Source organism: Streptomyces capitiformicae (assembly GCF_002214185.1).
GTDB classification, from domain to species: domain Bacteria; phylum Actinomycetota; class Actinomycetes; order Streptomycetales; family Streptomycetaceae; genus Streptomyces; species Streptomyces capitiformicae.
In genome coordinates, this window is sequence record NZ_CP022161.1 from 9,982,622 (window position 1) to 9,995,873 (window position 13,252).

The 13,252-nt window shown below is 69.0% G+C and carries 12 protein-coding genes and 4 pseudogenes; 8 read left to right on the top strand and 8 right to left on the bottom strand.

Going from position 1 to position 13,252, the window contains the following annotated elements:
- Window positions 1–17 precede the first annotated feature (17 nt).
- Both dapB and CES90_RS44875 read left to right on the top strand, forming a co-directional pair.
- Complete coding sequence (gene dapB, locus CES90_RS44870) at window positions 18–770, top strand: 4-hydroxy-tetrahydrodipicolinate reductase (RefSeq protein WP_189782651.1); 753 nt, start codon at window positions 18–20, stop codon at window positions 768–770.
- Window positions 771–775: 5 nt separating this feature from the next.
- The gene (locus CES90_RS44875) at window positions 776–1,228 is read left to right on the top strand and encodes a tetratricopeptide repeat protein (protein WP_189782652.1); all 453 of its coding nucleotides are present in this window, start codon (window positions 776–778) and stop codon (window positions 1,226–1,228) included.
- Window positions 1,229–1,308: 80 nt separating this feature from the next.
- On the opposite strand, the gene CES90_RS44880 is transcribed toward CES90_RS44875, so the two are convergent.
- Window positions 1,309–1,863 (bottom strand): hypothetical protein, encoded by a 555-nt coding sequence (locus CES90_RS44880; protein ID WP_189782653.1) that lies wholly within the window; start codon window positions 1,861–1,863, stop codon window positions 1,309–1,311.
- 187 nt (window positions 1,864–2,050) lie between these two features.
- Here CES90_RS44880 and CES90_RS50795 point away from each other — a divergent pair.
- The 5 genes and pseudogenes from CES90_RS50795 to CES90_RS44895 all read left to right on the top strand — a co-directional run.
- Window positions 2,051–2,341, top strand: a pseudogene (locus CES90_RS50795) (FAD-dependent thymidylate synthase); the annotation flags it as partial.
- Window positions 2,321–3,247: pseudogene (locus tag CES90_RS50800) on the top strand (HNH endonuclease); the annotation flags it as partial. The pseudogenes CES90_RS50795 and CES90_RS50800, both read left to right, overlap by 21 nt.
- A 3-nt stretch (window positions 3,248–3,250) precedes the next feature.
- A pseudogene (gene thyX / locus CES90_RS50805) lies at window positions 3,251–3,700 on the top strand (FAD-dependent thymidylate synthase); the annotation flags it as partial.
- 211 nt (window positions 3,701–3,911) lie between these two features.
- Complete coding sequence (dapA, locus tag CES90_RS44890; RefSeq protein WP_189782655.1) at window positions 3,912–4,811, top strand: 4-hydroxy-tetrahydrodipicolinate synthase; 900 nt, start codon at window positions 3,912–3,914, stop codon at window positions 4,809–4,811.
- Window positions 4,812–4,961: 150 nt separating this feature from the next.
- Window positions 4,962–6,647 carry a ribonuclease J gene (locus tag CES90_RS44895; protein ID WP_189782656.1) on the top strand — a complete coding sequence of 562 codons (1,686 nt, stop codon included), beginning with the start codon at window positions 4,962–4,964 and terminating at the stop codon, window positions 6,645–6,647.
- Between the two features lie 107 nt (window positions 6,648–6,754).
- Here the strand turns inward: CES90_RS44895 and CES90_RS44900 are convergent, their stop codons facing one another.
- Window positions 6,755–7,693 carry an ISAs1 family transposase gene (locus CES90_RS44900; RefSeq protein WP_232791379.1) on the bottom strand — a complete coding sequence of 313 codons (939 nt, stop codon included), beginning with the start codon at window positions 7,691–7,693 and terminating at the stop codon, window positions 6,755–6,757.
- A 189-nt stretch (window positions 7,694–7,882) separates the two neighbouring features.
- On the opposite strand from CES90_RS44900, the gene CES90_RS44905 reads away from it, so the two are divergent.
- Window positions 7,883–8,428, top strand: coding sequence for a hypothetical protein (locus tag CES90_RS44905; RefSeq protein WP_189785353.1), 546 nt, complete (start codon window positions 7,883–7,885; stop codon window positions 8,426–8,428).
- A 94-nt stretch (window positions 8,429–8,522) separates the two neighbouring features.
- Here CES90_RS44905 and CES90_RS44910 read toward each other — a convergent pair.
- The 6 genes and pseudogenes from CES90_RS44910 to CES90_RS44935 form a co-directional block, all read right to left on the bottom strand.
- Window positions 8,523–8,639: pseudogene (locus CES90_RS44910) on the bottom strand (acyltransferase family protein); the annotation flags it as partial.
- A 149-nt stretch (window positions 8,640–8,788) separates the two neighbouring features.
- Window positions 8,789–9,373, bottom strand: coding sequence for a hypothetical protein (locus tag CES90_RS44915; protein ID WP_229914086.1), 585 nt, complete (start codon window positions 9,371–9,373; stop codon window positions 8,789–8,791).
- Window positions 9,374–9,384: 11 nt separating this feature from the next.
- Window positions 9,385–9,906 carry a hypothetical protein gene (locus CES90_RS44920; RefSeq protein ID WP_189785352.1) on the bottom strand — a complete coding sequence of 174 codons (522 nt, stop codon included), beginning with the start codon at window positions 9,904–9,906 and terminating at the stop codon, window positions 9,385–9,387.
- Between the two features lie 146 nt (window positions 9,907–10,052).
- A complete protein-coding gene (locus CES90_RS44925) occupies window positions 10,053–10,244 on the bottom strand; it encodes a DUF397 domain-containing protein (RefSeq protein ID WP_189785351.1) in 192 nt (63 codons plus the stop codon).
- A 10-nt stretch (window positions 10,245–10,254) separates the two neighbouring features.
- Window positions 10,255–10,704: a Scr1 family TA system antitoxin-like transcriptional regulator gene (locus tag CES90_RS44930; RefSeq protein ID WP_229914085.1), complete on the bottom strand. Its 450-nt coding sequence runs from the start codon at window positions 10,702–10,704 to the stop codon at window positions 10,255–10,257.
- A gap of 15 nt (window positions 10,705–10,719) precedes the next feature.
- On the bottom strand, window positions 10,720–13,098 hold the full coding sequence (locus CES90_RS44935; protein ID WP_189785350.1) for an outer membrane protein assembly factor BamB family protein: 2,379 nt from the start codon (window positions 13,096–13,098) through the stop codon (window positions 10,720–10,722).
- Window positions 13,099–13,252: the final 154 nt, after the last annotated feature.

Here is a 13,252-nt window from a genome sequence, read left to right on the forward strand (position 1 = left end):
AGTTAAGGAACCAAGCAATGAGCAAGCTGCGCGTGGCGGTCCTCGGCGCCCAGGGCCGTATCGGCTCCGAGGCGGTACGGGCCGTCGAGGCCGCCGAGGACATGGAACTCGTCGCCGCCCTGAGCCGGGGCGACAAACTGGAGACGCTCGCCGAGAAAGGCGTCCAGGTCGCCGTCGAACTGACCACCCCCGCCTCGGTCATGGGCAACCTCGACTTCTGCGTACGCCACGGCATCCACGCGGTCGTCGGCACGACCGGCTGGACCGACGAGCGCCTCGCACAGTTGAACGGCTGGCTCGCCCAGTCCCCGGAGACCGGCGTGCTCATCGCGCCCAACTTCTCCATCGGGGCCGTCCTCACCATGAAGTTCGCGCAGATCGCCGCGCCCTACTTCGAGTCCGTCGAGGTCGTCGAACTGCACCACCCGAACAAGGTCGACGCCCCCAGCGGCACCGCCACCCGCACCGCCCAGCTCATCGCCGAGGCCCGCCGCGCGGCCGGCACCGCCCCGGCACCGGACGCCACGGTCACGGCCCTGGACGGCGCCCGGGGCGCGGACGTCGACGGCGTCCCGGTCCACGCCGTACGCCTGCGGGGCCTGCTCGCTCACCAGGAGGTCCTGCTCGGCGGCGAGGGCGAGACCCTGACGATCCGTCATGACTCCCTGCACCACAGCAGCTTCATGCCGGGCATCCTCCTCGGCGCCCGCCGTGTGGTGACGACCCCGGGCCTCACCTTCGGCCTCGAACACTTCCTCGACCTGGGCTGACCGCCATGCGCGCGAAGATCACGTACGCCATCACGGCAGCCGTCCTGGTCGTCTACTTCGTCCTGGTCGGCAGCCGCGGGGTCATGCTCATAGAGACCGGCACACCGATCACGATCGCCTTCGGTGTCGCCGTCCTCGTGCTCCCGGTGATCGGCGTCTGGTTCCTGTGGAAGAACACCCAGTTCGTCCGCAAGGCCAACCAGCTCGCCGCCGAGCTCGACGCCGAAGGCGGCCTCCCCGTCGACGAGTTGAAGCGCACCCCGAGCGGCCGCATCGACCGCGACTCGGCCGACGAGGTCTTCGCGCAGCGCAAGGCGGAAACCGAGGACGCCCCCGACGACTGGCGCGCCTGGTTCCGCCTCGCCATCGCCTACCACGACGCCCGCGACACCCCCCGGGCCCGCAAGGCGATGCAGCGGGCGATCGCCCTCCACGACGGCAGGCCCGTCCAGGCCTGATCCGTACCGGTCCCTTCGGACGGTACGGCGATGGGGCCGACCCGCACATACGGACCGGCCCCATCGTGTCGTCGCCCTGTTCAGCGCCGCCGGTACTCCGCTGCCCACGCCTCGACCGTGTCGGCCGCCCGGTCGAAGGCCTCCGTACGGGCCAGGAAGTCGGCGTTGTGCGTGGTCATCAGCGGTGTCACGTACTCCTGCGCATGGGCCGTGCGGACGAGGAGCAGCGCCTGCCCCTGCACGGACCGCGGCAGCCCGAGCCACCGCACCGGCTGCTGCACGGTACGCACCGAGACGGTCGGCTCCCAGGACGCCGTACGCGTCCGGAAGAAGCCCACCTGACGCACCCCTCGCGCGCTCACCCAGACACCGACCCGCAGCAGCCGCAGCGCGCAGGCGATGACGAACAGCGCCCCGCCGAAGCAGGCCGCGCCCGCCGTCAGGGTGCCCGCGAACGCGATGATGACCGCCGCCGCCAGCACATACGAGGAGAGCAGCAGCAGAAGCGCCGCCGCGCCCACCCGCCACGGCCCGGGCCGGTAGGGACGCCGCCAGCGGTCGCGGTCCTCGAACGGCAGCGGCTCGTCCACCGCCTGGTCGAAGGCGCGGTCGGCGGTCAGGAAGGGCAGGGGCACGACTGATCCTCACTCATCCACGCACGGGTTTCGCCGGGTGAGGCTACCGAGCCGGGTGCCCACTCACCACCTTCGGGGGGCCAACGGGGGCACACGAAGGTGCAACTCGGACCATCCGGACCCCTTGTCAGTGCCGGGCCGTAGAGTAGGCGCCGCCCGAGCAGCAATGGGAAGGACCCTCCGAGCCGTGACCGACACCCCCGCCGACGATCTCAAACCCAGCTTCCGCAGCGATGTCACCGTCGAGTTGGTGAAGCACAGCGCGTCGGACTCCGACGTCCTGTGGGCCGCCCGCGTCTCCACCGCCGGCGAGCAGTCCCTGGACGAGCTCAAGAAGGACCCCGAGCGCTCCAAGGGCCTCATCAACTACCTCATGCGCGACCGGCACGGCAGCCCCTTCGAGCACAACTCGATGACCTTCTTCATCAACGCCCCGATCTTCGTCTTCCGCGAGTTCATGCGGCACAGGGTGGGCTGGTGCATCGCCGGTGACACCGAGATCACCTTGGAGAGCGAGGCCGGCAATCTCCGTCGACGCACCATCGCGGAGTTGTACAAGCTCTGGCACCTCGGCGTCGAGGACCGGCTTCCGCATTCCGCCGGTGGTGTGACCTGGCACAGCCGGGCCGGAAAGTGGACGGCCCAGGTCCGGCGCGGCGAGCAGAACCACTACCTCGGCCTCTATGAGAGCCGTGAGGCGGCAGAGTCGGCCGTGGCAGAGTTTCGGGAACTGCACCCCAGCACCCGTCTCCGCAAACTCGAATCAGTCCGCCGCGACCATGTGCGCTGCTACGACGAGGAGACACTGCTCGCCCAGCGGGCCAGGATCGTCGACGTCATTCAGTCCGGCGTCAAGTCGCTCATCAAGATCACCACAGAGTCCGGGAAAACGCTCCGCTGCACCGTCGATCACGCGGTGTTCACTCCGGAGGGCTGGAGCAAGGCCGGTGAACTGACAGTCGGGGACGCGGTAATGGTGGCGGGCACCGCCCCGCGCCCGTCGCAGGCGCTTGTCCCGCCGAGCCTCCGTCGGGGCATCGGCGTGTGGACCTCCATGCAGCGAGAGCGGCTGATCAAGGAGATCGACACCTGCCACCTCTGTGGCCGGGACTTCCCCCGTGCGGGACTCGCCCTGGACCATGTGGTTCCCGTGGCCGGTGACCTGACGCAGGCCCTCGACGAGAAGAACCTCGCACCCGCGTGTGAGCCCTGCCATGCAACGAAGAGCGCCGGAGAGCAGGCCCTGGCCCAGCGCGGCGACAAGATCGCCAAAGCCGTTCCGGACCGGATCGTCGCCATCGAGCAGGACGGCGAGGAGATGACGTACGACCTCTCCGTGGAGGGGCCCTGGCACAACTTCCTCGCCAACGGGATTATCGTACACAATTCGTACAATGAAGAGTCGGGTCGCTATCGGGAACTCCAGCCCCACTTCTATGTCCCCGACGAGTCCCGCAAGCTCGTTCAGGAGGGGCGCCCCGGCAAGTACGTCTTCGTGGAGGGGACCCAGGCGCAGCAGGAGCTCGTCGGGCGGGTCATGGAGGACTCCTACCGGGAGGCCTACGCGTCCTACCAGGAGATGCTCGCCGCCGGTGTCGCCCGGGAGGTCGCCCGGGCCGTTCTCCCGGTCGGGCTGTTCTCGTCGATGTACGCCACCTGCAACGCCCGCTCGCTGATGCACTTCCTCGGTCTGCGTACCCAGCACGAGCTCGCGAAGGTGCCGTCCTTCCCGCAGCGGGAGATCGAGATGGTCGGCGAGAAGATGGAGGCGGAATGGGCGAAGCTCATGCCGCTCACATACGCCGCGTTCAACGCGAACGGCCGGGTCGCCCCGTAACGAGGCGCCGACTTTCGGCCAGGCACAGATGTGCGGGTCAGCCGGGCGAAGTGTCCGTATTGCGGCATTTCGTGAAGTTCATCTAGCCTGATCAAACGGACCCGGCACTGCTTGAACCCCCGAGCAGGCAGTGCCGGGATCCGCATTTGTCCTGACTTTTCCCGCCACCCGAGGGCAGACCGCGCCCTGAGCAACGAGTAGCGTGTTACCCATGGCTCCGACCTCGACTCCGCAGACCCCCTTCGGGCGGGTCCTCACCGCCATGGTCACGCCCTTCACGGCGGACGGCGCACTCGACCTCGACGGCGCGCAGCGGCTCGCCACGCATCTGGTGGACGCAGGCAACGACGGCCTCGTCATCAACGGCACCACCGGCGAGTCCCCCACCACCAGTGACGCGGAGAAATCGGACCTGGTACGAGCCGTCCTCGAAGCCGTCGGCGACCGCGCCCACATCATCGCCGGCGTCGGCACGAACGACACCCACCACAGCATCGAGCTGGCCCGCGCCGCCGAGAAGACCGGCGCCCATGGCCTCCTCGTCGTCACGCCGTACTACAACAAGCCCCCGCAGGAGGGCCTGTACCGCCACTTCAAGGCCGTCGCCGACGCGGCTGACCTGCCAGTCATGCTCTACGACATCCCCGGCCGCAGCGGCGTCCCCATCGACACCGAGACGATCGTCCGCCTCGCCGAGCACCCCCGCATCGTCGCCAACAAGGACGCCAAGGGCGACCTCGGCCGCGCCAGCTGGGCCATCGCCCGCTCCGGCCTCGCCTGGTACTCCGGCGACGACATGCTGAACCTGCCACTGCTCTCCGTGGGCGCAGTCGGCTTCGTCTCGGTCGTCGGCCACGTCGTCACCCCCGAGCTGCACGCCCTCGTCGAGGCGTACATCTCCGGTGACGTCCAGAAGGCCACCGAGATCCACCAGAAGCTGCTCCCGGTCTTCACCGGCATGTTCCGCACCCAGGGCGTGATGACCACCAAGGCGGCGCTCGCTCTCCAGGGCCTGCCCGCCGGACCGCTGCGCGCCCCCATGGTTGAGCTTTCGCCCGAGGAGACCGCTCAGCTCAAGATCGATCTTGCCGCCGGCGGGGTACAGCTCTAACACCGGACTTCGCACAGCGCGGCACACCTGACTTCACAACTGAATAGGCAGGACGCAGGTGCCTGCATCCCATCCACAACTGCTTTTGCACGAACGTCACGCGCGCCACGTGCCACAGAGGTACGTGGCGCGCGTGGTGAGGAGAGTCTTTTGAGTCATCCGCATCCTGAACTCGGCCCACCGCCGCCCCTTCCCGAAGGCGGCCTGCGCGTCACCCCGCTCGGCGGTCTCGGCGAGATCGGCCGCAACATGACCGTCTTCGAGTACGGCGGCCGTCTGCTGATCGTCGACTGCGGAGTGCTCTTCCCCGAGGAGGAGCAGCCCGGAATCGACCTGATCCTGCCGGACTTCTCGTCCATCCGGGACCGCCTCGACGACATCGAGGGCATCGTCCTCACGCACGGCCACGAGGACCACATCGGCGCCGTCCCTTATCTGCTCCGCGAGAAGCCGGACATCCCGCTGATCGGCTCCAAGCTGACCCTCGCCCTCATCGAGGCCAAGCTCCAGGAGCACCGCATCCGCCCGTACACCCTGGAGGTGGCGGAGGGGAACCGCGAGCGCATCGGCCCCTTCAACTGCGAATTCGTTGCGGTCAACCACTCCATCCCCGACGCCCTGGCCGTGGCCATCCGCACCCCTGCGGGCATGGTCGTCCACACGGGCGACTTCAAGATGGACCAGCTGCCGCTGGACAACCGTCTGACAGATCTCCACGCGTTCGCACGGCTGAGCGAGGAAGGTATCGACCTCCTCCTCTCCGACTCCACGAACGCCGAAGTTCCCGGTTTCACCCCGCACGAGCGGGACATCTCCAACGTCCTGCGCCAGGTCTTCGCGAGCGCCCGCAAGCGCATCATCGTGGCCAGCTTCGCCAGCCACATCCACCGCATCCAGCAGATCCTCGACGCCGCCCACGAGTACGGCCGCCGGGTCGCCTTCGTCGGCCGCTCGATGGTCCGCAACATGGGCATCGCGCGGGACCTGGGCTATCTGAAGGTCCCGCCGGGCCTGGTGGTCGACGTCAGGACGCTCGACGACCTCCCGGACCACGAGGTGGTCCTGGTCTGCACGGGCTCCCAGGGCGAACCGATGGCGGCCCTGTCCCGTATGGCCAACCGCGACCACCAGATCCGCATCGTCCAGGGCGACACGGTGATCCTGGCCTCGTCGCTGATCCCCGGCAACGAGAACGCCGTCTACCGCGTCATCAACGGTCTGACCCGCTGGGGCGCCAACGTCGTCCACAAGGGCAACGCCAAGGTTCACGTCTCCGGACACGCCTCGGCCGGCGAACTGCTGTACTTCTACAACATCTGCCGCCCGAAGAACCTGATGCCGGTCCACGGCGAATGGCGCCACCTGCGCGCCAACGCCGAGCTCGGTGCCCTGACGGGCGTCCCGCACGACCGCATCGTCATCGCCGAGGACGGCGTGGTCGTCGACCTCATCGAGGGCAAGGCCAAGATCTCCGGCAAGGTCCAGGCCGGTTACGTGTACGTCGACGGCCTCTCCGTGGGCGATGTCGGCGAGCCGGCCCTCAAGGACCGGAAGATCCTCGGCGACGAGGGCATCATCTCGGTCTTCGTGGTCATGGACGCCTCCACCGGCAAGATCACCGGTGGCCCGCACATTCAGGCCCGCGGCTCCGGCATCGAGGACTCCGCCTTCAGCGACGTCATCCCGAGGATCACCGAAGTCCTGGAGCGTTCCGCGCAGGACGGCGTCGTGGAACCCCACCAGCTGCAGCAACTCATCCGACGCACCCTCGGCAAGTGGGTCTCGGACACGTATCGCCGCAGGCCGATGATCCTGCCTGTGGTGGTTGAGGTCTGACCCTTCGTCAGGACCCGCCTGGAGCGGGGCTCCTCGATTTGCATCGGGGCGCCCCGCTCCAGTACGTTTACGGCTCCGCCCAGGGGGGAACCCGGTGCAACCGAGCGTCAGGAGCCACCCGAGCCGGGCGGAAATTCCGACTCAGAACTTCTGATAAAGTCGGAGCCGCCGGAAAGGGAAACGCGAAAGCGGAAACCTGGAAAGCGCCGAGGAAATCGGATCGGAAAACGATCTGATAGAGTCGGAAACGCAAGACCGAAGGGAAGCGCCCGGAGGAAAGCCCGAGAGTGCCATCGGACCCAGCAGACCTCCCTTCGAGTCTGTCCCGCCTGCGGCGGGGATGTGTCAAAGCGCCTCGTGGCGCACTGGTTGGTCTTGACCACGGCGATGTAGTGGGCCTTCTTGGTCTCGACCAGCCAGGAGATGTTCGCCTTGACCGAGTGCAGGGCGTCGAAGGTGACGACGGTGCCGGTCAGGCCCAGCCGCGCCAGCAGCGGTTGGAAGTGTGTGGTTTCGTTCGTCTTCGCGCCGACCTCCGCCTGGGCGAGGGTCACGGCGGTGCCGTGAGTGACCGCGGAGAGCGGATGCCGGCGCATCGCGGTGAGACGGGCTGATCCCTTGAGTGCTTTGCCGTCGACAGCGATCGCGCGCGTCCGCCCGGATGCGGAGGGCGACGGCGCCCGGGCGGGTTCGGTGGCGGCACGGCGCCGGTCGGCCAGGTAGGCACCGACCGCCCGGTCCAGGGCGTCACCGTCAACAGCCCCCAGCACGCGGCCGATCGTGGCCGGCGACGGAGTGCGCCGCCATCTGAGCAGGTGGCGGCGGAACCCGAGGACTGTCAGCAGTGCGTTCGAGGCACGCTTTCCCCACTCGGCGAGTTCGTCGATGCTTTTCGCTCCCGAGACGACCGCGCAGGCGCACACGAGCAGGATCGCTGTGAGTGAGTACCACCGGCCCCGCCGTGCGCGTGGGTCGGGCACCGAGTCGAAGTAGGGGCGCAGGTCGGCGATCCGGCCGGTGTCCAGCGGCCCCAGTTTCACCAGCACGGCAGGGATGGGAGAGGATGCAGCAGCAGGCACGGGTCACCTCATGATCATCTGGCTTAGACACCACAATGATCACGAAGCCCGTGCCTGCTCTGCTATGCGCCCCAACCGGCCACAACCCGACCAGCCGCACGACCCCGGAACTTGCAACCGCCCTGATGTGGCATGCCCATGCGACAGGATGTGCGCATGATGCGACCCGCGCGTGCGCTGCTCCCCCTTCTCTTGTTGCCAGTTCTCCTAACAGGATGCGACGCGGACAAGAGCGGCGGTACGGCCGCCGACAGCGCCGACCTTGACGCCGCCGCGGGCGACTGGGGCGTCGCGCCGGAACTCGTCTATGTCACCAAGGTCTCCGGCTACACCGTGTTCCAGGAGTCGGTTGGCGAGTACAACGACGAGTTCGTTGCCGCGTATCGGTCCGAGAAGGGTGCCACCAAGTTCGGCCTCTTCGTAGGGCGTGGCACGATGACGGCGGAGAGCTGCCCCAAGCAGCCGCTGGGCGAGGTGTCAGAGAAGCAGGTCACCTGTGAGCGCGACGGCGACGCCTGGTACCGCAAGGCCGGTGGCAGCCACGAATACGCGGTGCCCGACGACGGCGTGGTGATTCGTCTAATCGCCGATGCGGACAAGGTCGACCGCGCCGTTCTGCGCAAGGCAGCCGAGGCGGCCCACCGCCCGGACGACGCCGAATTGGCCGCACTCCTGCCGACCACCGACGGCGCGGACACCTGAGAGGACGGCATGAAGTCGACTGCCGGCCATTGCCCGGTCATCGACCCCAGACCCGGCAAGACGGAGGCCGCAGCGGGCACCCGTGACGTCATCACACCATGATGCCGTAGCGGCTGGTGTTGAACTCCGGCATCAGCTCCCATCGGAACTCCGCCATGAAGGAGTACGACGAGTGGTCGAACACGACAACGAGCGCCGCGAGGCCGCGCAGCGCGTCCAGCCAGCCGAGCCGCGACGAACCGGACGCGGCCGACCAGGGCGTCGCGGGAGAGAGAGGACAGCCCGGGAAACGGCCGGGGCACACGCTCTCGCGGGACGCCGACCGGGTGGGTCCGGGTGCGGTGAACTCTCGCCGTGAAATCAGCCGGTCGGCTCGGCCTCCGGTTCGACCTCGCAGTGGTCGGTGGCCTCCGCCAGGGTCTCCTCGGCCATCTCGATGCGTGCGGTCGACTTGTCACCGGCGGCCACATCGACCTTCCAGCTCCCGTCCTCCAGCAGGACTCCGTTCTTGTCCAGGAACGAGACCTCGACCCAGAACTCGGCGTCGACCGCGTTGGGGTTGGTGACCTCGACGGTCGCGTACGGCTCCTTCGCGGACGCGCACGTCACCAACCGCACCGTCGCTGGCTCAAGTTGCTCCTCGCCCGTGCCGGTGTCCTCGGTGGCCGAGTCGTCGTACGAGTCGTCGTAGCTGTCCTCGTAGTCGTCGTAGTCGTCGTAGTCGTCGCTCTTGCCGAGGCCTGACGTACCGCCGGAGGACGAGGTGTCGTGATCCTGCGAGGAGGAACTGCAGCCGCCTCCGCTGCCGCCGTCACTGCTGCCGCTGCTGCCGCCGCTGGAGCTCGTACCGCCGCTGCTTCGGGTCGAGAATCCGGTCAAGGTGAGCACGACGATCACCGTCATCGACGCGAACTTCAGTCCGCGCGCCCGTGTTTGCATTCGCATGAGCGGCTCCCTCACTCGGCGGTACGCGACAGGCCGGTCAGCTTGCAGGTGCCGCCACGCGCCGCGAAGGCGTCGTCGTCCACCGAGCCCTCGATCACCTTGACATGGAGGACGTCGGAGGAACCGGCGGGCACGGACCGGATGGCGCCACCCTCGGTCGTGGCGACGTGCTTGCCGTCGGCGTCCGTGAACCGGACCTCGAACTTGTAGGTGTACGTGCTGGTCGAGCTGCTGTTGGTGGCACGGACGCGAGCGACGAGGCCGTTGTCGTACTCACAGGTCTCGATCTTCAGGTCCCTGGCGTCGCCCTTGGAGCTGGACGTCCCGCCCGTCCCCGTGGTGGTGCTCCCGCCCGTGGTGGTGCTCCCGCCCGTAGTGGTCGTACCGCCGCTGTCACTGCCACCGCTGGAACTGGACGAACTGGAAGACGAGGAGCCACCGGAGCAGCCTCCTCCGCCGGAGCCGCGCGCTCCGGTGAGTGCGAACACGGCGATACCGAAGACCGCGACGGCCCGGACATGACGAGGCTGCACGTTGCTCAACCCCCGTTGAGAAGCGTCGATTTGGAATCACACCCGCAAACTCACTGGCAGGCGCACGACACCCTAACAGCACGTGGAGCACTGGGAAGTCTGTGCTTCCCCAGCAGTTGACGGCCTCGATCCCTCCGAGTCCACGGTCAGCTGAACGCGCCGTTCTTGACCCCACCCAGGAAGGCCCTCCAGCCGTCTGGGCCGAGGTGGAGGAGGGGGCCGTGGGGGTTCTTGCTGTCGCGGATGGCTCGGCCGCCGGTGGTGGGGGCGACTTCGACGCAGTTGCTCTGGGTTCCGGAGTACGAGGATTTCCGGAAGGGGCCTATAACGTCGGTCACGATCTGCTTCCTAGATACTCCGCAGTACGCTCCGGATGAGTTCCATGCTCGCCTCCGGTGCCAGTGCTGCCGATCGTAGTTGGTCGAACGCGTTCGAGTAAGCCGTGAGGTCCTCCGTTCCCTCAAGCACCGACGTGCCCCTGAGGTTCTCCAGCGCCACCGCTTCGACGGTCGGTTCCGTGTCGAAGCTGAACGCGCAAAAGGCGGAGGTCGAGGCAGCCAATGCCGCCCCGCTGAATGGCAGTACCTGCACGGTTACGTTCCTCCGCCTGCCGACTTCCAGGATCGCGGACAGTTGTTCCCGGTGGATCTCGACGCTCTTCATGGGGTGCGCGATGACCGCCTCCCAGACGATGGCCGCGTACGTCGCGCCGCCCTCCTCGATCTTGGCCTGGCGTCCCTCGAGCAGTCGCCGCAGGCGAGGACGTGGTCGAGCCAGGCGTGGAACGTGACCGGGCACAGGTAGGGCGTCAGTTCACGACGTCCGCGCCGTCCCCGTCCCCTTCTCCGCGTCCAGGGCGTACACGCAGCGGTCCTTGCTGCATGCGTACACCACCCCGTCCTTGACCACGGGCGACCCGGTGATCTCCCCGCCCGTCGCAAGCTTCCAGCGCAGGCGGCCGTCGTCCGCCTTGAGCGTGTACAGCAAGTGATCCGTTGAGCCGAAGTGGATGCGGCCCTCCGCCACCGACGGCGCCCCCACGATCTCGCCGCCCGCCTGGAAGCGCCACTTCGGCGTTCCGGTGACCGCGTCGAGGGTGTAGAGGCCCTTGCCGCTGCCGACGTGGACGTGGCCGGCGGCGACGAGTACCGGCTCCAGGGAGGAGCGGGACTCCGTCGCGATGCGCCATCGGTCGCGACCGTCCGTGGCGTCGAGGGCGTAGACCGTGCCGAGGTAGTCGGCGAGATAGACGCCGCCGCCCGTCACCGCCGGGCCCGGCGCGAATGTGGGCGCGGAGAGGAACACCGCCGGCGCCTCGAAGTGCCAGCGGACGTGGCCGCTCGCCACGTCGATGGCGAGGACCCGGCTGCCGGCCGAGACGTACACATAGCCGTCCGAGGCCGGGGTCAGCCGTACCGGGACCCCGCCGCAGGACGCGGCGTCGCCGATGGGGTACGACCAGCGCTCGTCGCCCGTGCGGGCCTCCAGGGCGCGCAGCCGGGCGTCCTTCCAGACGTACACGGTGCCGTCGGCCACGACGGGCCCGGCCTCGGGGGTCTCGAAGTCGGTCTGGGTGCCGGTGAGCTCCCAGAGCTTCTGCCCGTTGGAGGCCTCCCAGCCCTGTACGCCGCCGCCCCGGGTCGCGGTGACGACGGTGCCCCGGTCGGCCTTCAGCGAGTACACCCAGGCGTCCGTCGACAGCCGCCACAGATCGTTGCCCTCGCGTGCGTCGAGCGCGAAGAGGGTGGGGCCGTCGGAGGCGTGGATACGGCCGTCCGCGACCGCCATCGACCAGGCGACGTCCCGGGTCTTGAAGCGGCGCCGACCGGTCGCCACGTCCAGGGCGTGCACCTCGAAGGAGGTGACGTAGACGAGGTCGTCGGCGACGGAGGGCGTGCCCCAGACGTCGTTCGACATACGGAACCGCCAGGGGCGCCAGCCGGCGGGGGAGGTCGGCTCGGGGGCGGGAACGGCGGGCGAGGCAGTCATGGAGGGGGCGGGGTCGGCGCCGTTCACGCCGGCGCGCGGCCGGGACCAGGACGCGGCGAGGCCCGCCTCGGGAGGGGTCGCCTTCACGGCGGCCGCGCGGGCGTCGGCGACCCGGGGCCCGGGCCCGATGGGCACCTGGGCGCCGGCCAGCCGCACCGGCCCGGCGTCGGGAGCGCCGACGGACACGGGGGACACGGGGGACACGGGCGCGGGGTCGTACGAGGGCGGGGGTGGCGGTACGGGGGCGGCGGGTCGCCCCCCGCCTCCACCGCGGCTACCGGAGGTCTGGTGCGGCTTGGGCGCCGGGCGCCCGCCCCGGCGGGTCTCGATCAGGGCCACCGCCTTCTCGGGCAGCCACGCCGACGCCGTACCGCTGTCGTCCGAACCGGAGCCGAAGAGGTGGGGCGCGAGCTGGGCCTGGAGGTCGGCGGGGTTGGGCCGGCCGGTCGGGTCCATCTGCATACAGGACTCGATGAGCGGGCGGAGGTCGTCCGGGAGGCCGGAGAGGTCGGGGCCCTCGCGGAGCAGCATGAAGACGGTCTCGACGGGGTTGGCCCCGTGGAACGGCGCGTGCCCGGTGGCGGCGAACACGAGCATCGACCCGAGCGAGAAGACGTCACTGGCGCCGGTCACGCTCCGCGAGTCCTTGGCCTGCTCGGGCGACATGTATGCGGGCGTACCGACGGCGACGTTCGTCATCGTCAAACGGGTGTTCGAAACACCGGAGGCGATACCGAAGTCGATCACCCGGGGCCCGTCCTCGACGACGAGGACGTTGGAGGGCTTCAGGTCCCGGTGGACGAGCCCGGCGCCGTGGATGGACTGCAGCGCCTCGGCGACACCCGCCGCGAGCCACCGTACGGCCTGGACGGGCAGCGGACCGCAGTCATTCACTATCTCTTCCAGCGAGGGCGCGGGGACATACGCGGTCGCCAGCCACGGCACGGCGGCGCGCGGGTCGGCATCGACCACCGCCGCCGTGTAGAAACCGGACACCGCGCGGGCCGCCTCGACCTCGCGCGTGAAACGGACCCGGAAGAGTTGGTCCTCCGCCAGTTCCGTCCGCACCGTCTTGATCGCCACGCGCCGACCCGACGCCGAGCGCGCCAGATAGACCAGCCCCATGCCGCCGGCACCCAGCCGTCCCAGCACCTCGAACGGCCCGATCCGCCGCGGATCGTGCTGCGTCAGCTGATCCACCACTTGCCCTGCCACCTCCCCGTACGGCCCGCGTCACCCACGTTGTGTACGCGACCCCGTGCAGCGTCTCACCACCGCACCGCCATGGCGGCACGCACCCCGATTCTTCCTGTACCGGGGGCAGGTTGCGAACCCGGGCGCGGATCGGGGTGTCTCA

What these genes read in the sequence shown, in the direction of transcription:
- dapA (WP_189782655.1), top strand. Translation starts at nt 3,912, where the DNA reads ATGGCTCCGACCTCGACTCCGCAGACCCCCTTCGGGCGGGTCCTCACC.
- CES90_RS44915 (WP_229914086.1), bottom strand. Translation starts at nt 9,373, where the DNA reads ATGCGAATGCAAACACGGGCGCGCGGACTGAAGTTCGCGTCGATGACG.
- dapB (WP_189782651.1), top strand. Translation starts at nt 18, where the DNA reads ATGAGCAAGCTGCGCGTGGCGGTCCTCGGCGCCCAGGGCCGTATCGGC.
- CES90_RS44905 (WP_189785353.1), top strand. Translation starts at nt 7,883, where the DNA reads ATGATGCGACCCGCGCGTGCGCTGCTCCCCCTTCTCTTGTTGCCAGTT.
- CES90_RS44875 (WP_189782652.1), top strand. Translation starts at nt 776, where the DNA reads ATGCGCGCGAAGATCACGTACGCCATCACGGCAGCCGTCCTGGTCGTC.